Genomic DNA, 17,674 nt, shown 5'->3' on the forward strand with positions numbered 1-17,674 from the left:
GCCAGTCCTCCATTGTGTTCTTGAAACGAGCGGCTTGCCTCTTGCCGCCTGGTGAAGCGAGGGCATCAACCGAGTTCGACCGGCACGAAGATCCTGGCGTTGTCACGTTCGATCAGCAGCGCCACGTTCTTGCCCGCCTTGTCGAGCAGCGCGCGCAATTGCGCGACATCCTGGACCGTCTGGCCGTTGAGCGAAACGATGACGTCGCCAGGCTGGATGCCGGCCCGCGCGGCGGGTCCGCTGACACTCTCGACGATCAGCCCGTTCGGATTTTCGACCTGCCGACGCTCGTCCGGAGTCAGGGAACGCAGCGCCAGGCCGAGTCGCGATTTGTCGGCTTCCCCGCCAACGGCTGAGGCCAGCTTGGGAGTGGCAATCTCGCCGACAGCGAGGGCAATGTCGCGGCGCATTCCCTTGCGCCACACCTGCAGTTTGACCTGGGTTCCGGGCTTGAGCGCAGCGACCAGTGGCGGCAGCTCGGACGAGCGGACGATCGTGGTGTCGTTGAGCTTGAGGATGATGTCGCCAGCTTCAAGACCGGCGACGGCAGCTGGGCCGCCTTTCTCGACAGAACTGATGAGGGCGCCGGCCGTAGCCTGCAAACCGAACGATTCCGCAAGTGCTTGTGACACTTCCTGGATTGTGACCCCCAGGCGTCCATGACTGACCTTTCCGTGCTGCACCAACTGCTCCTTGATGTTCATCGCGACGTCGATGGGGATCGCGAAGGAGACACCCTGATAACCGCCGCTGCGGCTGTAGATCTGCGAGTTGATGCCGATCACTTCACCGTCCAGATTGAGCAGTGGTCCGCCGGAATTCCCAGGGTTGATTGCCACGTCGGTCTGGATGAACGGCACATAGCTGTCGCTGGCCAGCGAGCGTGATTTTGCCGAGACGATTCCGGCGGTGACGCTGTTCTCGAAGCCGAATGGTGCCCCGATGGCGACGACCCATTCGCCGACCCGCGCGCGCGCCGGATCGCCAAGGCGCAGGACCGGCAGATTCGTGGCATCGATGCGCAGCACCGCGACGTCGGTCAGCTTGTCGAGGCCGACGACCCTGGCCTTGAATTCACGTTTGTCGGTCAGCTTGACGATCACCTCATCGGCATCGGCGACGACATGTGCGTTGGTCAGGATCAGTCCGTCGGCGCCGACGATGAAGCCGGAGCCCTGGCCGCGTGCGGGTGTACGCTCACGCGGCGGCGGCATGCCAAAGCGGCGGAAAAACTCGAACATCGGATCGTTGGGGTCGATCGTTGCGGCCGTCTTCGACAAGCCACTGACGCTGATGTTGACCACCGCCGGACCGCTGTGCTCGACGATCGCGGTGAAATCGGGCAGTACCATTCCCGACCGGGGCAGGGCTGCCGGAGCCGGTGCTGTGGCGGCGAACGCCTCACCGGGAGGGATGACTTCGCCACCGAATTTTGCGTAGCCGGCGCCGAGGGCGGCGACCAGCGTCACGGCGAACAGACTGCGCTTGAGGGGGTTTTCTTGCATGGTGATCTCCTTTTTCGTGGCAGAACCGGAAGCGCGCGTGGCTTCCCGCGCGTGGCTTCCCATTCGGAAACGATAGAAGAAAGTGACTTAAAGCGGACTTAAAGGGGCAGCAAGCGAGGGAATTCAACGCGCGCGCGCAAGCCACCCAGGTCGGCATCGTCGAGAAGCACGTGTGCCCGATGACGATCTGCGATGGCCTTGACGATCGCCAGTCCGAGACCACTGCCGGCGGTGTCGGTTTGCGCTCGGCGATAGAAGCGGTCGAAGACATGCTCTCGCTCCTCGGAGGGAATTCCTGGACCCGAGTCGCAGACTTCGATGAATGTTCCGCGTTCGTCTTCGCCGCTGCTGACGTCCACTTTACCTCCTGGTGGGGTATAGCAGACGGCGTTGCTCACCAGGTTGCCGACCAGGATACGCAGTGCTTCCGGGTCACCCGTGACCACCCCCTCGCGAGCCGTTGGCGTCACACCGAGGTCGACCCGCCGAGCATCCGCCAGTGGCAGATGCTCGGCGATGACTTGTGCTGCCAGCTCGGCAAGCTGCACCGGTACCAGTGGTCGCTCGCCACCGCCCGGTTCCTGGCGGGCCAGGGTAAGGAGTTGCTGCACCGAATGGGTGGTGCGCTGCAGCCCGCCTTTGAGTTCGGCGAATGCTTCGGCACGTGACCTGGCATCGCTGGCGCGTTCGGCGAGCTGGACCTGCAGGGTCAGCGCCGCAAGCGGCGTGCGTAGTTCGTGCGCGGCATCGGCGATGAATTCGCGTTGCGCCACCAGCGCGCGCCGCAGGCGATCGAGGAGTTCGTTGAGCGCCCGCACCAGCGGTAGGACTTCACTGGGCACCCGGCTTTCGGGCAAGGGGTCGAGGGCTACCGGTGTGCGCGTGCTGACTGCCCGCGCTATTGCATCGAGAGGGCGCAGGCCGCGGCCGACGACGATCCAGATCAGCACCCCGAGCAGTGGCAGCATCAGCAGGAACGGCGCGACGGTCCGCCAGGCGGCTGCGAGCGCCAACTGGTCTCGCACTTGCATTGGCTGCGCCACCTGGATCATCTGGCCGGCCTGCTGCATCCCGAAGACTCGCCACTGGCCATGGCCGGTGTCGATCGTCGCAAAACCGATCGGTGCCTGGTGAGGAAGTTCCTGGCGGGGATGCGAGAGGTAGATGCGAGTCCCATCCGGACCCCAGATCTGAACCGAGAAATGCTGCGCGTCTTCGTCGATCCCAAATTCACGCAGCGGCCCGTTCTGCAAGGCATGATCGCGAAGAGTGAGCGCCAGCTGGCGCAGTTGATAGTCGAACATCGCCTGTGCCTCATCGCGCGCCGTTCGGTAGGTGGCGAGCGCACCAAGCAGGGTGGTCAGCATGATCGTGGACAAAAGTGCCATCAGCAGCTGCTGGCGGATCGATTTCATCCGCTTGGGGGCACCAGATATCCGACGCCGCGGATGTTCCTGATCCGCTCGGCGCCGAGCTTTCGTCGCAGGGAATGGATGTAGACCTCGACGGCGTTGCTCTCGATTTCCTCACCCCAGCCATACAGTCTTTCTTCGAGTTTCGCTCGCGACAGCGGCACGCCGGGTTGTTCGAGCAAAGCCTGCAGCAGCGCAAACTCACGCACCGAGAGCAATACCGGCTGGCCATTCTGCGTAAGCTCATGGGTTGCCGGATTCATGCACAGCTCGCCGATGCGAATCACCGGGTCGGCGCGGCCGGCGTGTCGGCGCAGCACGGCGCGCAGGCGTGCGCACAGCTCGTCGAGATCGAATGGCTTGACGAGATAGTCGTCGGCACCGCTGTCGAGTCCGGTGATGCGATCGGCAACTGCATCGCGGGCGGTGATTACTACCACCGGGATGCGATTGGCGGCACGCCGTAGTGTCGTGAGAATGGCCAGACCGGACCTGCCAGGCAGGCCAAGATCGAGCAGCAGCATCTCGTAGGGAGTGGTCGCCAGAGCCAGTTCGGCGTCCTGGCCGTCGCGCACCCAGTCAACCGTGTAGCCGTTCTGTCGCAGACCCTGCTGAACGCTTTTGCCGATCATCGGATCGTCTTCGACGAGCAGTACGCGCATCGGATCAATGCCTGATCTGAGTGGATTTGCGGACGTACATGTACATGGCAGGCTCCGATGTGGTGATCACAGTTGTTATACTGCGCCGGCGCCTGGCTGATTTCAAGAACCTGCCGCGGAAGTCCGGCCACGATTCTGCTCCCCTTCCACCGTCACGAAAAATGTCGATCAGCGCTATAAAAACAAGCCCTTTCAGGGAGATGACCATGAAACCGATTGTCTACACTTGTTCACTGCTATTGCTGATGACCGCAATGCCTTCGATCTGCGCCGCGGGCATGTTGCGCCAATATGCCGACGAGCTGAACGAAACCGTCACCCTGGTGAAGACCGGCGCACTCAAGCAGGCTGTTGCAAAGATTGAAGGAGCCAATGAGGGGGACGACAAGGACATTCTCTACTTTTTCGAGAAAGGGGAGTTGCTCAGCCTCGGCAGCAACTTCACCAGCAGCCGCGAAACCTGGATGAAGGGCGATGAGATCATTCAGGCGTGGGAAAACGAATTTCGTACCAATCCAACGAAGATGTTTGGCGACATTGGCAGTTTTCTGATCAACGACAAGACCCGCCGTTACGATGGGCAAGACTATGAAAAGGTGTTGCTCTCGACGCGCTTGACACTGAACCACATCATGCTCGGCAATTTCGACCATGCCCGCATCGAGATGAAGAAAACCTATGAGCGTGAAAAGCTGATCGAGGCTTTCCGTGAAAAGGAGTACGACGCTCTCCAGGCCGAGTCGAACAAACAAGATTCGGGTCAGGTCAGCAGTCTTGAAGGCTATCCAATGCAGGAACTCGATACGCCGGAAGTCCGCGAGTTGAAGAACGGTTTCCAGAATGCCTTTGCGCACTATCTGGCTGGTTATTTTTTTGAAGTCACCGATGAACCTTCGCTTGCCGAACCGGGTTATCGCAACGCGCTGCAACTGGCTCCGGGCAAAGTCATGATCCAGAGTGCTCTCAATGATCTTGGCAAACGCGTACCTGGCCCGGGCGAGACCGATGTGCTTTTCGTTTTGGAGACCGGATTCGCGCCGCGCATCGACTCGTTGACTATTTCGATCCCTATCATGCGAAAAGGAGGAATGCTCATCACCCCCCTCTCCTTCCCGGTGCTCAAGGCTTCAGAACAGGTATCAGTGCCTTCCTCGCTAGCGGTTGCCGGAGGTCGATATCCGGTTGAGACACTGACCAATATCGACACCATGGCGCGGCGTCTGCTCAAGGATCAAATGCCGGGAATCATCCTGCGTACGGTCATCCGGGCGGGGCTCAAGTCAGTCGTCCAGGAACAGGCCAACAAGGCGCACTGGATCGCCGGGATGATTGCCAATGTCGTATCGGTGAGCACCGAGCAGGCCGACGACCGCAACTGGCGAACCCTGCCGGAACGTATTTCCATAGCCCGTGCCATTCTTCCGCAGGGTCGGCAAATCATCGAATTTCAGACCCAAGGCGGCCACTACCGCACGGAAGCAGACGTCTCCGGTCGCTTTACCATCGTGCCGATCCGCTTTACCGGGAACGCAGTCTATGTCGGACAACCCAACCGTGCCAAGGACGTCGCCGCTGGGTTTCTGCCTGCCAGTACGATTTCGGCAGGCGGCATTGTCCCGCCTGCACCTGACTCCAGTGGCTCTTTGGTGCCTTCCGTAGCCGCCGTACCGGCCAGGGCCGACTTGGGGAAGCGTGTGCAGGTTGGAGACACCACCTACATCGGCGACTTTCGCTTTGCCCAACCCAGTGGCCAACCCAGTGGCAAGGGGGTAATCGAGTGGCAGAATGGGCAACGCTTTGAAGGCCAGCTTGAAAACGGTGTCAAGCAAGGCTATGGTGTCTTCATTGCGCCTGGAAGTTTCCGTTATGAAGGCAATTGGGAGGACAACAAACAGAACGGTAAAGGGAAAACCATCTTTGATAACGGGGATGTTTACGAAGGTGAAATACTGAACGGCGAATTCCACGGCCAAGGCAGTTACACGACAAAAGCCGGTTCCCGCTACGAAGGTTCCTGGAAAAATGGCGTCAAGGAAGGGCCGGGAAAAATTACCTTCCCCGATGGCGATTCCTGGGAAGGAATCTTCAGCAATAACGAAAGAACCGACCAGGGGAAAATGACTTTTTTGCCCAAGCCTGAGATGGGATCAAGGCCGTAAGAAGAGCCCAAGCCGACCTCCGCCAACAAGAAATAAAAAAGGCTGGGCGGGAATGTCCCGTCCAGCCATCATTTCTAACTGGGTAGCCGCAATGGCCAGGTTCCAGTTGCTTACTTTCCGCCGATAACACCAGCTTCATTGGCCGCGGTGTTGTTCTTGCCCACCGCAACAGCGGTCGCGTTCTTTTGCGAGGCCTGGATTTTGGTGTTGCCCTGGATCTGGGTACCACCCTTGATGGCACCGGTCGTGTTCTTGGCGGTGTTGCCTTCGCCAACAGCAACAGCCGTCACGTTCTCGTTTTTAGCCTTGATGTCGGTATTGCCCTGAATCTGAACACCTTGGGCATTCGGTGAGGACATGCTGCCCTTCGGGCCACTTTGCGAGGCTTGACCGAAAGCAGCGGTAGAAATGACAGCAGAAGCCAGGGCGATGATAGCGAATTGAGCGCGCATTGTTGTTTCCTCCGGTATGGGAATGATGAACTATGGGGACGACGTATTACTTGCCGCCGATGACGCCGGCTTCGTTGGCAGCGGTGTTGTTCTTGCCCACCGCAACGGCGGTCGCGTTCTTCTGCGAAGCCTGGATTTTGGTGTTGCCCTGAATCTGGGTGCCACCCTTGATGGCGCCGGTCGTATTCTTGGCTTCATTGCCTTCGCCGACAGCGACAGCTGTCACGTTCTCGTTTTTCGCCTTGATGTCGGTATTGCCCTGGATCTGCACGCCCTGCGGGTTGCTGGAACGCTGGGTTTGTTGAGCGAAAGCCGGGGAAGCAACAACGGCAGCAGCAATCATCATAGAAATTAAACGCATGTGAGTCTCCTTGGTTCAGTTAAAAAGTACTGCGAAAGGATCAACCAGTTACTACCTTGAATACGACGCGACGATTCTTCGGATCGCGCGCGTCGAGGTTCGGCATCGTCTCGGTCGAGCCCTTGCCTACCGGCACAAAGCGCTTCCGATCGATTCCGTGTCGGGTGGAGATGAAAATCACCACCGCATTGGCGCGGTCGCGAGACAGCGCCATGTTTTTTTCATAATTACCGATCACGTCGGTGTGCCCTTCGACGATGATGCAGCGATCCGGCGACAATGCCAGGACTTTAGCGATCTGGTTCAAGGTGCCTTCAGAGGCAGAAGAAACCGTTGCACTGCCGGCATTGAACTGGATGGGGAAATCTACCCCCACCGTGCGTACGTCAGGCGGTAGCGAGCCGCAATCACGAGAGCCTGCTGCAGTAGTAGAGGATGGCGCAACTTGGGCAGAGGGTTCGGCTGCCTGAGAGCCGGATTGCTGTTGATTGTCAAAAACGATTGCGCGGGTACGTTTCTGCTGTGGCATGCCGGTGTCGGACGGCATGTTCATCGCGCGCTCGAGTTCCTTAAGCTTGTCTTCATCCGATGCGGCCTGGGCTGCGCCTACGCCGGCGATCAACATCAAACCCATCAAAACCCTGGAAATGTTATTCATTGCGATCTCACTTGCAAACGTTGATGACTTCTTTTGTTGTTACGACAACGTCGTTCTTGCGTCCACCACGAGTGTTGGGTTGTGTCGTTCCGACATTGACATTACAGGTGCCTTGTTTCTTGCTTCCGACATTGACGACCTGCTTCTCGTCGGTCGGGGTTTTCTGGCCCTTGGCTTGTTCGGACCAGCGTTTGGCCATCGCACTGTTGACTTTCTGGTTTCCATGAGCATCCAGGCCCTCAACGGCGTAAGCGCTTAGCGTAGTCGAAGCCATCGCCAAGGTGATCGCAAGACTCGTCAATTGCTTATTTGCATTCATTACTGACTACTCCTCCAATATTTGTACATGCCTTTTTGTTTCGCCCAATGGCCACTGTAGTGACGTTGCCCGCAGCGACGTTAACTCTGGTGTTGCCCTTTGGGTCACCTTGAACGACGCCGACACGATTTTTTGCGACGTTGTTGTCTCCAGCGGCAACCGCAGTCATGTTTTTTGTGGTCGCATTGATTTCCGTGTTGCCCTGAACCTTCGTGCGCTGACTGTTTTGTGCGAGAGTTGAACCGGCAAAGGTCGCCAAAACAATTATAATCAAGCCAAGTCTTTTCATGTCATGCCTCCTAGCGCATGGGCAATCGGATGGGCGGACTACCGCGACGGAAGGTCTCTCGCAGCGATTGCAATTCCGCATCGGAGACGCCCAACTTGCGGGCACTGAATGATTTCGGATCTGGCGTGAACATCAGGTACGCCTGCATTTCGTTGATCAGAAGTTCTTCATTATTGACTGCATAATTGAAATTTGCGAGAAAGCGCTTGAAGAGTTCCCTTTGGTTTTCCGTCATGGTTTCGTACCAGAAACGCTGACAGAATTTGGCATAGTGCGGGTTTGCGTAATACTCGCCGTGAGCCAGTTCATGCAACAGGATGGCATAGCGTGCACCAGGAGAAACCATCGGTTCAGTAGCTTTTCGGTCCTGAGTTTGCGGTATGGCAAGCACGACAACACCTGGTTTCATGGCCTGGTAGAAACCCCGCCAGAAGCGCACCAGCCCCTGTTCCATCAGGAACTCGCGAATGACAATTTCTTCCGGGTTCAATTCAACCTTGTCACGCAATGCAAAGTTGAAGAACTGCACCAGTTCGGAGATCAGCACATCGTGACCGAAAGCAAAATCGGCCTGTGTGCGGCGTGCTGCTTCGACATAGCGAGCCAGTTCCTGATTGCTCAGTACCTTGGGATAAGGCTCGGTGGTCTGTTGTTCCGTAAATTGAGTAATGCGGTTGAAGCTGCGACCTTGATAGGTCAAGCCTGGGAAATCAAATATGTAAATGCTGGGATTTTCGGCCATCTGCCAGACAGTCAGTTCTCCCGTGCGGGAATCGAACACCTGCGAAAAGTCGGCTTGCACGGCATCCAGCGCCCAAGCCGATTGCGTCATCGCCATGAGCACACTGGTTCCGATCATTTTCCTGATGCGTCCGGCAATAGTGTCAAATCCTGATTTCACTTGTATATCCCATACAGATCATTCGGGAACCTATCCTGAGCAGTACCAGATAAGTAATTGGACAATATTTTTGCAGCGTGGTTCCAATTCATGTCGGATGTTAATCGTCAAAAATCTTATTCACGGGGGCTTAGGCGATACGCCTGGGCACGTGATATATTGTTACGAACTTCGACTTGTCGCAACGAGGTCGGCGCACCAATCGAGCCCGATACCCACGGATAAACCAGCAAAGCGCCCGTACGTGGACGGTCCTGGTTGTAAACGCGCCAGGCATTGCTTCTCTGCATGAGATATCCCGGCTCTGTCTCTGCCAGAGGAACGAAGCGTGACGTCAAACCTCCCGGAGGTGGTGGCGGTCTCACGACACTGTAATCAATGACGATCACGGCCTGGGCTGAAGAAACAAGAAAACCAATGGTAAAAATGCCCAGGAGGCTATTTTTCCTGAATTGCGACATTTCCATCTTTCTCCCACTTAATTACATAGGTCTTGCCTGACTTCTTGGAGGTATAGGGCGATTTTCCCTTTGGAACCTTTTCACCATCCACAAACACCTCGCCGTTGATCACGGCAACACCATCCATCTGCACATCCGGGTCAATCGTCCCCGCAGTATTACTTGCAACCGATCCGCCTTTTCCTGTCTGTACTTTCACGCCGAGTCCAGATACATCAACAGATACTTGCGCCAGTGCAAGCGTAGCCATACCGAGAATGGCAATAGCAACCCACCATTTCATTACTGTCTCCATATTGCACGATTCATAGACTATATAACGCAGTGGCGGAGTGTTCGGTTGACATGGAAAATCACCGACAACGAACTTTGACTTGCCGCCCATCGCGAAAGATATGCACGATGCTACCTGACATGGTGTCGTCCCCGATTCTTCCGGAAACATTGTCGACCTCATGGCATGGCACGAGTGGAATGCCGTCGCGACCGACGTGGCTCAAATCCATGTCCTGAGCGTTTCCTGTCCCGGTATAGGCGCGTGCGCGATTGCGTTGCTCCATGTGACGCGGTTGGCCACCATCGGAACCAGCAGCCCCGGACCCGGAAAAGGATGGAGGTGAAGAATTATCACCACTTGGTTGATATGCCCTGGCCTTATTGCGGTTTTCGAAAGCTTTCTCTTCTGTTGGTGCGCCGCCACGAGGCGCAAGAATTCCGACCTCGTCGTCCTCCAGGTTTGCCGGTGCTTCGCCTTGATATCTCCCTGCCTTCTCGCGCTGTGATTGCGAGGTTGACTTCGAAGGTGCCTTTTCCGGCACAATGATCAATTCTGCCAACAGCATGACCTTCCCAGCCTGACCGTCTGCCGCCATCGCCATGGGCGACATGACTGAGAGCATCAATGCGCTGTTCTGGAGAAGAAGTCTGACCAGGGGGGGCATGGCGATCTCGTCGATTACCGGGTAACCGTGATGTCGATGTAACTGCTCATGGCAGTCGGATTGCCTTGACGGTACTGGCTCACCACTTCATCAAGCGAGCGGACGGGCAAGGGGGCCAGATCCCGGGCGCCTTTCAGTGCGGCCGGGACGACCAGTTCGCGGTCAGCGCCAATACAGGCGACCCGCTCCTTGCCAGCCTGATCGAAGCGAATCTTGAAGCCGCCGCTGGGAAGCCTGATGGTGCTGCCAGATCGCAAGGTAGGATTGCCGACGAACTGGTTGGGGAAAATTCGTGCCACGGAACGATTGATATCTTCGTAGTAGCAATACACGGTGCCATCACCCATCAAGGACAGTGACATGTTCAGGAACTCGCCGACCTTGTAGCTTGGCTTCGAACCTTTGTCGCTTTCGAGATTCACCCGGAATGCAGAGGCAGCGGGTGCCGCCTGCTGTGGAGGGAGCAACGCTGGCGCAGGTGCAGGTGGCCTGTACGCCGCTGCTTTGGCCGGTGGCGTGCCGGGCACATAAGCCAGGTTGTTCTGGATATCATCGAACAGACTGGCGTAGAGCTCGAAACTGATTCGCCCATCCGCCACGAGATGGTTTTGCGCCTGGTATTCAAGGATGGCGTCCTTGAGCGTGTCATTCATCTTGCCGTCGATCGGGCCATTGTAGCGGTTCATGCTGCCACCCAGCTTGCGCTGAACAAAAGTGATTCTTTCGCTTTCTTTCAGTGTTTCGTAGGTTTCCAGCGCCTGTTCACGAATCACCGGATTGGTGATGTCCGCATCCAGGCAACGCCAGTAAGGAACCTGGGTGAATTGGCCCAGAGTCTCGATCAGACCGAGTTCAAGCAGGGTTCGCGTCGTTGCGCCCAAGCCTTCCGAGCGGCTGAAATCGAGATTGAACGAGAGGCCGACCTTGCCCAACTTGCCACCGGCTTCACCGGACTTGCCGGTCTTGATGATGACCATCGTGTTGGAAGTGCTGGTTTGCGGAAGGATCTTTCGGGTGGCCGCATCACCGATACTCATGTCCATGCTGATCAGGTCATAGGAGGCATCGGAAGAAAAGCCAAAATCGAAGAAAGCTGCCGCCAAACCGAATCCACTGTTCTTGCGAATGGTGTTGTCATCCATCTGGGTGATCGAGCCCCGGATGTAGTAATCCGGAATCTTCATCATGGACTGACCCTTGGTGTCGAAAAGTCGTGCCAGATCGTCACCACCGCCATGGAAATCGATGAACTCAAAGGCGTTGCTCTTGACCGTCATTTTGGCGATGGCGGTAATCAGCATTTCCTTGGTGCCTGTGCGCACCTTGCCGGTCTCATCCGGAATGCCGGTCGAGGTCACGACGATACCGCTCTTGCCATAGGCGAGGAACAATTCATCCATGCATCGCAAGGCCTGGGAAAAATTGGTGATCGTCTTGATGGCAGGGGTCTTTGGGGCGGCGGCGTTGGAAACGGTTGCCGCCGGATCTTGCGACTTGCCGAGCACGTCCTGCGCCGAAGCAAAGTTGCAGAGCAGAGCCAATGGAAGCATCGTTAAACCGGGGATCAGTTTCGACATGGTCAACCCTTTTTGATGAAATCGATCGTTCAGCGCAATCGGAAAAATTTCGCCTATCAATATACTTTACCATCAAGAGGAGCGTATCCAACAAGCAAATATTTCACGGTTTGCTCGTATCAGGGGTGCATGAATGGGTCTCTCAATGGGCAAGCAGTCTTCGAAAACGGACCATGCGGCTACCCTGGCGTCGATTGACTACGGCGAACGGTCAGGCGAATGGCCTGAAATATTCAGCGTGTCAGCAGCATCAGCAGCAGATTGACGAGCAAGGAGACGCCGGCGATGATCCGCCAGGTGAGCAGCGGGTTGCGTAGTGCCAGCGGGGTCACCGGCGGGCGGTTGACCGGGCGGCTGGCACCGCGTTCGAGCGCCAGAAGAAACTCCTCGGCGGTTTCGAAGCGTTGCGCAGGGTCTTTTGCGACCGCCTTGAGCAGGACGTTTTCGAGCCAGCCCGGGATATCCGGTCGGTAGCGCGTTGGTGCCACCGGCTCGGAAAATTTCGGGTGCTGGAAAGGTTCGATCTCGCCGTAGGGATACTTGCGGGTCAGCAGGTGGTAGAGCGTGACGCCCGCGGCATAGAGGTCATGCGCGGCACCGGCCTGCTCGCCAGCGAAGAGTTCCGGCGCCATATAGCTCGGCGTGCCCGGGCTGCCGATAGCGACTTCGTCTTCAGAGAGACTGACGGCGACGCCAAGGTCAAGAATGCGCAGGCAGCCGTCGCGGCCGAGGTGAATGTTCGCCGGCTTGATGTCGCGGTGCGCGATGTCGAGGCGGTGCAGTGCACAGAGCCCCTTCATCAGCCGGATACCGTTCTGGACGGCTTCGGCGACGGTGAAGTGCATATCCGCATCAAGCATCCGCTGCAGCGTCGCTCCCTCGTGCCAGCTCTGAAGATAGTAGAGGCAGCTACGTCTTTCAGTCGGTAGCATTTGTGCGAAAAAAGGCGAGACGATGCGCCGGGAGCGCCATTCTTCCATGATCAGCGCCCGGATTTCGTCAGGATCGTCAGCGAGTTCCGGGCGCAGCGTCTTGAGCACCATTGGCTGGCCGGAGAGCTGATCGGTGACACGGTACAGCAGCGTCGCCCGTGAGTCGTGCAGCACTTCGTCGATGCGCAGGCCGTCGAAGGACTGGCCGGGCTTGAAACGCGGCGGCAAGGGCAAGCGCGCCGAGCCTTCGAGCGAGTCGCGCAGCTTCTCTGCCGGCAGTTCGGCGACACGCAAGACCACGGCGCTGGCGTTGTCCTGTCCGCCCGAGGCCAGTGCAAGACTGGTCAGCGATGCAGCAGCCTGTTGCGCGTCGGGATGCGCAATCAGTAGGCCACAGATACGCTGGTTGTCGAGTGCGCCCCAGACGCCATCGGAGCAAAGCAAAAAGCAGTCTCCCTGGCGCAATTCGCCGTCGGCGAAATCGAGGTGGAAATGGCGGTCGAGGCCTACTGCGCGCGACAGGACGTTCCGGAGTTCCGGATGTTCCCAGACGTGGTCGGTAGTCAGTCGCCGACAGACGCCATTGCGCAGCAGGTAGAGTCGCGAGTCGCCGACGTGAGCGCACACATAACGCCGGCCGCGCAGCACCAGGGTAGTGAGCGTCGTCGCCATGCCGGCAAGTTCCGGCTGGCGGCCGGCTTCGGCGATGACCCAGCGATTGAGCGGGACGACGACCTTTTCCAGCGCATGCGGCACACTCCAGGTGTCGGGGGTCGCGTAGTAGTCCGAAAGCAGGCCGCGCACCGTGTATTCGGCGGCCTCACGACCGCCCTTGTGGCCGCCGATGCCGTCGGCGACGGCTGCGATCAGCCCCTTGTTTTCGAGGTCGGTTCCCTGCGGGGTGACCATGCCGCAAAAATCCTCGTTACGTTCGCGGGGTCCGGTGAGCGAGGAGTGACCGACGTCGACTCTAAGCGGCATGCCAGCATGGCTCCAGAAAAGGGCGGCAGGTCACAATGTACCTTGCCACCCCACACTCTGCGCAAAGAAATTTTCGGATCAGATCTTCGCCACGGTAAGGTGCGCAGCACCCCAGGTCGTACGCCAGCGAGTCTTGACGCCGGTCAGTCCGGCCAGAGCCAGCAGAGCGAGTGCAGCAAAGATCAGGAAGCCGATCTGATAGCTGCCGGTGAGTTCCTTGGCGTAGCCGAGCGAAGAGGCCAGGTAGAAGCCACCGATACCGCCAGCCATGCCAACCATCCCGGTCATGACACCGATTTCCTTGCGAAAGCGCTGCGGCACCAACTGGAAGACCGCGCCGTTACCCATTCCCAGTGCCAGCATCGCACCCACGAAGGCGAGCAGCGCCATCCATGCAGCAGGTAGGCCGATACTGACGATGCCGAGAAAGATCGCTGCCAGCACATACATCACCGACAGGCTCTTGATGCCACCGATGCGGTCGGCGACGTTACCACCGATCGGTCGCACCAGCGAACCGGCGAAAACGCAGGCGGCAGTGAAGAAACCGGCAGTCTTGGCGTCGAGGCCGTACTGGATGTTGAAGTAGATCGTCAGCGACGAGGCGAGGCCGACGAAACCGCCGAAGGTCACCGAGTAAAAGAACATGAACCACCAGGCGTCGGTGTCCTTGAGCACTTTCAGGTATTCAGCCAGCGATTTGGGGGGCGGGCATTCCGGCGCGTCCTTGGCGGCGAACAGGTAGAAGACGAAGACCAGGAGCAGCGGGATCAGCGCCAGGCCGAAGACGTTGCTCCAGCCGAAGGCGATCGCCAGGCTCGGTGCGATCAGCGCTGCCAGCGCCGTACCCGAGTTGCCGGCTCCGGCAATCCCCAGCGCCGTTCCCTGATGTTCCGGCGGATACCAGCGCGAGGCGAGCGGCAAGGCGACCGCGAACGACGCGCCGGCAACGCCGAGGAAGCCGCCGAGGATCAGCGTCTGCTCGTAGCTGTGGATACCGAAGTACCAGGCGACGAACAGCGAGACGATGACGATCACCTGTCCGATGGCGCCAGCCAGTTTGGGTTTCAGGTGGTCAACCAGCACGCCCATGACGATGCGCAGGATGGCGCCGGCAAGCACCGGCGTGGCGACCATCATCCCTTTCTGTGCGTGCGTCAGGCCGAGATCCTTGGCGATCTGCACGCCCAGGGGCCCCAGCATCACCCAGACCATGAAAGCCAGGTCGAAGTAGAGAAATGCCGCGTACAGCGTCGGCCGGTGTCCGGCTTTCCAGAATGACTTGTCCATTGTCGTAGTCCTTTCGAATCAGATTTCAAGAAATACCGTGCCGCTTTCCACGCGGATCGGGTAGCTGCGCGAGCAGCCCTGGTCGGGAGCGACTGCCTCGCCGGAATCCAGACGCAGTTTCCAGCCGTGCAGGGGACAGGTCACCTGATTGCCGTGCACCAGCCCCTGCGACAGGGGCCCACCCTTGTGCGGGCACTGGTCTCGCAGCGCAAACACTTCTCCGCCCGAGGTGCGGAAAACGGCGATGTTGCCGCTGGTCGAGCGCACGACGCGGCTGCCCAGGCGCGGAATTTCTTCAAGCTTGCAGATCGATTTCCATTCAGCCATTTCTGTTCTCCAGTCCTTCATACCGAAAGCAATTCATACTCGTTGTGCTCTACGCCGGCGATGCGCTCGGCCCAGGGATCCTTGGTGTCCTGCAGTTCGGCCAGCAGGCGTCCATACAGCGCCTTGCGGCTCTCCTCGTCCTCGACGACCCGCTGCTTGGCATGGTCAAGACCGACACGTTCGAGGTAGTGGCAGGTTCGTTCGAGGTAGAAGCCCTCTTCGCGGTAGAGCTGCAGGAAAGCGCCGGCGTACTCCATCACCTCTTCGTCGTTCTTCACTTTGACGAAAAACTGCGCGACTTCGGTCTTGATGCCGCCATTGCCACCAACGTACAGTTCGTAACCCGAATCGACGCCGATCACGCCGACGTCCTTGATGCCGGCCTCGGCGCAGTTGCGCGGACATCCCGAAACGGCGAGCTTGACCTTGTGCGGCGAGTACATGTCGAACAGCATCTTCTCGAGCTTGACGCCCATGGCCATTGCCAGTTGCGTTCCGAAGCGGCAGTGTTCCATGCCGACGCAGGTCTTGACGGTGCGGATCGACTTGCCGTAGGCGTGACCCGAGGGCATGTCGAGATCCTTCCAGACACTGATCAGGTCTTCCTTTCTGATCCCGAGCAGGTCGATGCGCTGGCCGCCGGTGACCTTGATCGTCGGCACCTGATACTTGTCGGCGACATCGGCGATTCGGCGCAGCTCGGCTGCTGTGGTCAAACCACCCCACATGCGCGGTACCACCGAAAAGGTGCCGTCCTTCTGGATATTGGCGTGCGCGCGTTCGTTGACCAGGCGCGAGCGCGGATCGTCCTTTGCCTCTTTCGGCCAGGTCGAAATCAGGTAGTAGTTCAGCGCCGGGCGGCACTTGTCGCAGCCGTCTGGCGTCTGCCATTCGAGGAAGCGCATGACCGCGTCGGTACTCAGCAGGTGCTGCGCGCGAATCGCGTCGCGCACCTCCTGGTGCGAGTAATCGGTACAGCCGCAGACCGCCTTGCGGTTCGAAGCTGCCGGCGTGTAGGCACCACCGATCGTCGCCGAGAGGATCTGCTCGCAAAGGCCAGCGCAGGAGCCACAGGACGACGCTGCCTTGGTGTGCTTTTTGATGTCGTCGAGCGTGAACAGCCCTTTTTCCTTGATCGCCTTGACGATGCTACCCTTGCTGACACCGTTGCAGCCGCACACTTCCGCGCTGTCGGCCATGGAAGCTGCCTTGCTGTGGCCCTGATGGCCGACGTCGCCGACGTGTGACTGTCCGAACAGCAGATGATCGCGAATTTCGTGGATGTCCTGGCCGTCGCGCAGCAACTGGAAATACCAGGGACCATCGGCGGTATCGCCATAAAGGACGCCACCGACCAGCTTGTTGTCCTTGATCACCAGTTTCTTGTATACGCCTCCGGCCGCATCGTTGAGGACAATTTCCTCGCTATCGTGGCTGCCAAAAAAATCACCGGCCGAGAACAGGTCGATTCCGGTCACTTTAAGCTTGGTCGAGGTGACCGATCCGGTATAGCGGCTGATACCGTAGTTGCCGAGATGGTTGGCCGCGACCTTGCCCTGTTCGAAGAGCGGCGCGACCAGTCCGTACGCGGTGCCGCGGTGCGCGACGCATTCGCCGACGGCGTAGATTTTCGGGTCGTAGGTCTGCATGGTGTCGTTGACCACGATGCCCCGGTTGCAGTAGATGCCTGCCGATTCGGCCAGCGCCGTGTTCGGGCGGATGCCGACGGCCATCACTACCAGATCGGCAGGAATCTGCAGACCATCCTTGAGGCGGATCGCCGAGACCCGTCCACTCTCGCCGGCGATCAACATTTCGGTCTGTTTGCCAAGCAGGAACTTGAGGCCGCGGTCTTCGAGCGATTTTTGCAGCATCCGGCCGGCAGTCTGGTCGAGCTGGCGTTCGAGCAGCCAGTCGGCAAGATGTACCACGGTCACGTCCATCCCGCGCAGCTTCAGTCCGTTGGCGGCTTCGAGGCCGAGCAGGCCGCCACCGATCACCACCGCATGCCGGTAGCGGCGCGCGGCGTCGATCATCGCATCGGTGTCGGCGATGTCGCGGTAGGAGATGACGCCCGGCAGGTCATTGCCGGGGATCGGCAGGATGAACGGGTTGGAGCCGGTCGACAGCAGCAGCCGGTCATAGGGTGCTTCGGTACCGTCCTCGGCGATCACCCGGCGTTGCACGCGGTCGATCCTGCTGACTTTCTTGCCCAGGTGCAGCTTGATGCCGTGCTCCGCATACCAATGATGATCGTTGAGAATGATGTCCTGAATCGTCATCTCGCCGGCCAGTACCGGCGAGAGCAGGATGCGGTTGTAGTTGGGGTGCGGCTCGGCGCCGAAAACGGTGATCTCGTACTGATCGGGAGCGATCTTCAACAACTCTTCAAGCGTGCGCACGCCAGCCATGCCGTTGCCCACCATTACCAGTTTCTTCTTGCTCAT

17 protein-coding genes are annotated in these 17,674 nt (G+C 58.7%); 1 reads left to right on the forward strand and 16 read right to left on the reverse strand.

All coding sequences use genetic code 11. The features are described from left to right. Positions 1-65: 65 nt before the first annotated feature. The 3 genes from V5B59_RS19020 to V5B59_RS19030 all read right to left on the reverse strand — a co-directional run bounded on the left by V5B59_RS19020 (position 66) and on the right by V5B59_RS19030 (position 3,579). Complete coding sequence (locus tag V5B59_RS19020) at positions 66-1,505, reverse strand: DegQ family serine endoprotease (protein ID WP_169069709.1); 1,440 nt, start codon at positions 1,503-1,505, stop codon at positions 66-68. A gap of 98 nt (positions 1,506-1,603) precedes the next feature. Continuing rightward, complete coding sequence (locus V5B59_RS19025) at positions 1,604-2,893, reverse strand: ATP-binding protein (RefSeq protein WP_248594726.1); 1,290 nt, start codon at positions 2,891-2,893, stop codon at positions 1,604-1,606. Between the two features lie 23 nt (positions 2,894-2,916). Next, complete coding sequence (locus V5B59_RS19030; RefSeq protein WP_034918748.1) at positions 2,917-3,579, reverse strand: response regulator; 663 nt, start codon at positions 3,577-3,579, stop codon at positions 2,917-2,919. Positions 3,580-3,785: 206 nt separating this feature from the next. Here V5B59_RS19030 and V5B59_RS19035 point away from each other — a divergent pair, with 206 nt between their 5' ends. Next, complete coding sequence (locus V5B59_RS19035) at positions 3,786-5,738, forward strand: hypothetical protein (RefSeq protein WP_169069708.1); 1,953 nt, start codon at positions 3,786-3,788, stop codon at positions 5,736-5,738. A gap of 110 nt (positions 5,739-5,848) precedes the next feature. Here V5B59_RS19035 and V5B59_RS19040 read toward each other — a convergent pair whose 3' ends face one another. The 13 genes from V5B59_RS19040 to nirB form a co-directional block, all read right to left on the reverse strand. After that, positions 5,849-6,190: a hypothetical protein gene (locus tag V5B59_RS19040; protein WP_034918743.1), complete on the reverse strand. Its 342-nt coding sequence runs from the start codon at positions 6,188-6,190 to the stop codon at positions 5,849-5,851. A gap of 46 nt (positions 6,191-6,236) precedes the next feature. Beyond that, complete coding sequence (locus V5B59_RS19045) at positions 6,237-6,536, reverse strand: hypothetical protein (protein WP_034918740.1); 300 nt, start codon at positions 6,534-6,536, stop codon at positions 6,237-6,239. Between the two features lie 55 nt (positions 6,537-6,591). After that, complete coding sequence (locus V5B59_RS19050; protein WP_169069706.1) at positions 6,592-7,209, reverse strand: OmpA family protein; 618 nt, start codon at positions 7,207-7,209, stop codon at positions 6,592-6,594. 7 nt (positions 7,210-7,216) lie between these two features. Further along, complete coding sequence (locus tag V5B59_RS19055; protein WP_169069705.1) at positions 7,217-7,528, reverse strand: hypothetical protein; 312 nt, start codon at positions 7,526-7,528, stop codon at positions 7,217-7,219. Further along, positions 7,515-7,817 (reverse strand): hypothetical protein, encoded by a 303-nt coding sequence (locus V5B59_RS19060; RefSeq protein ID WP_332352230.1) that lies wholly within the window; start codon positions 7,815-7,817, stop codon positions 7,515-7,517. The genes V5B59_RS19055 and V5B59_RS19060 overlap by 14 nt, the downstream gene beginning before the upstream one ends. 10 nt (positions 7,818-7,827) lie before the next feature. Further along, on the reverse strand, positions 7,828-8,718 hold the full coding sequence (locus tag V5B59_RS19065; protein ID WP_169069703.1) for a hypothetical protein: 891 nt from the start codon (positions 8,716-8,718) through the stop codon (positions 7,828-7,830). A 438-nt stretch (positions 8,719-9,156) separates the two neighbouring features. Continuing rightward, positions 9,157-9,462 (reverse strand): hypothetical protein, encoded by a 306-nt coding sequence (locus V5B59_RS19070; RefSeq protein ID WP_169069702.1) that lies wholly within the window; start codon positions 9,460-9,462, stop codon positions 9,157-9,159. 70 nt (positions 9,463-9,532) lie between these two features. Next, positions 9,533-10,120: a hypothetical protein gene (locus tag V5B59_RS19075; RefSeq protein ID WP_169069701.1), complete on the reverse strand. Its 588-nt coding sequence runs from the start codon at positions 10,118-10,120 to the stop codon at positions 9,533-9,535. 14 nt (positions 10,121-10,134) lie between these two features. After that, the gene (locus V5B59_RS19080; RefSeq protein ID WP_169069700.1) at positions 10,135-11,697 is read right to left on the reverse strand and encodes a DUF4384 domain-containing protein; all 1,563 of its coding nucleotides are present in this window, start codon (positions 11,695-11,697) and stop codon (positions 10,135-10,137) included. A 233-nt stretch (positions 11,698-11,930) separates the two neighbouring features. Next, positions 11,931-13,610 carry a bifunctional protein-serine/threonine kinase/phosphatase gene (locus V5B59_RS19085; protein WP_169069699.1) on the reverse strand — a complete coding sequence of 560 codons (1,680 nt, stop codon included), beginning with the start codon at positions 13,608-13,610 and terminating at the stop codon, positions 11,931-11,933. A 78-nt stretch (positions 13,611-13,688) separates the two neighbouring features. Further along, on the reverse strand, positions 13,689-14,900 hold the full coding sequence (locus V5B59_RS19090; RefSeq protein WP_169069698.1) for a nitrate/nitrite transporter: 1,212 nt from the start codon (positions 14,898-14,900) through the stop codon (positions 13,689-13,691). Between the two features lie 18 nt (positions 14,901-14,918). Continuing rightward, positions 14,919-15,227: a nitrite reductase small subunit NirD gene (nirD, locus tag V5B59_RS19095; protein ID WP_169069697.1), complete on the reverse strand. Its 309-nt coding sequence runs from the start codon at positions 15,225-15,227 to the stop codon at positions 14,919-14,921. A gap of 17 nt (positions 15,228-15,244) precedes the next feature. Next, positions 15,245-17,674, reverse strand: coding sequence for a nitrite reductase large subunit NirB (gene nirB, locus V5B59_RS19100; RefSeq protein WP_169069696.1), 2,430 nt, complete (start codon positions 17,672-17,674; stop codon positions 15,245-15,247).

This window comes from Candidatus Accumulibacter contiguus (assembly GCF_036625285.1).
GTDB classification, from domain to species: Bacteria; Pseudomonadota; Gammaproteobacteria; order Burkholderiales; family Rhodocyclaceae; genus Accumulibacter; species Accumulibacter contiguus.

Bases quoted from the DNA above. Each gene is read 5' to 3' on its own strand.
- V5B59_RS19020 (WP_169069709.1), bottom strand. From the start codon at position 1,505: ATGCAAGAAAACCCCCTCAAGCGCAGTCTGTTCGCCGTGACGCTGGTC.
- V5B59_RS19025 (WP_248594726.1), bottom strand. From the start codon at position 2,893: ATGGCACTTTTGTCCACGATCATGCTGACCACCCTGCTTGGTGCGCTC.
- V5B59_RS19030 (WP_034918748.1), bottom strand. From the start codon at position 3,579: ATGCGCGTACTGCTCGTCGAAGACGATCCGATGATCGGCAAAAGCGTT.
- V5B59_RS19035 (WP_169069708.1), top strand. From the start codon at position 3,786: ATGAAACCGATTGTCTACACTTGTTCACTGCTATTGCTGATGACCGCA.
- V5B59_RS19040 (WP_034918743.1), bottom strand. From the start codon at position 6,190: ATGCGCGCTCAATTCGCTATCATCGCCCTGGCTTCTGCTGTCATTTCT.
- V5B59_RS19045 (WP_034918740.1), bottom strand. From the start codon at position 6,536: ATGATGATTGCTGCTGCCGTTGTTGCTTCCCCGGCTTTCGCTCAACAA.
- V5B59_RS19050 (WP_169069706.1), bottom strand. From the start codon at position 7,209: ATGAATAACATTTCCAGGGTTTTGATGGGTTTGATGTTGATCGCCGGC.
- V5B59_RS19055 (WP_169069705.1), bottom strand. From the start codon at position 7,528: ATGAATGCAAATAAGCAATTGACGAGTCTTGCGATCACCTTGGCGATG.
- V5B59_RS19060 (WP_332352230.1), bottom strand. From the start codon at position 7,817: ATGAAAAGACTTGGCTTGATTATAATTGTTTTGGCGACCTTTGCCGGT.
- V5B59_RS19070 (WP_169069702.1), bottom strand. From the start codon at position 9,462: ATGAAATGGTGGGTTGCTATTGCCATTCTCGGTATGGCTACGCTTGCA.
- V5B59_RS19075 (WP_169069701.1), bottom strand. From the start codon at position 10,120: ATGCCCCCCCTGGTCAGACTTCTTCTCCAGAACAGCGCATTGATGCTC.
- V5B59_RS19080 (WP_169069700.1), bottom strand. From the start codon at position 11,697: ATGTCGAAACTGATCCCCGGTTTAACGATGCTTCCATTGGCTCTGCTC.
- V5B59_RS19085 (WP_169069699.1), bottom strand. From the start codon at position 13,610: ATGCCGCTTAGAGTCGACGTCGGTCACTCCTCGCTCACCGGACCCCGC.
- V5B59_RS19090 (WP_169069698.1), bottom strand. From the start codon at position 14,900: ATGGACAAGTCATTCTGGAAAGCCGGACACCGGCCGACGCTGTACGCG.
- nirD (WP_169069697.1), bottom strand. From the start codon at position 15,227: ATGGCTGAATGGAAATCGATCTGCAAGCTTGAAGAAATTCCGCGCCTG.
- nirB (WP_169069696.1), bottom strand. From the start codon at position 17,674: ATGAGCAAGAAGAAACTGGTAATGGTGGGCAACGGCATGGCTGGCGTG.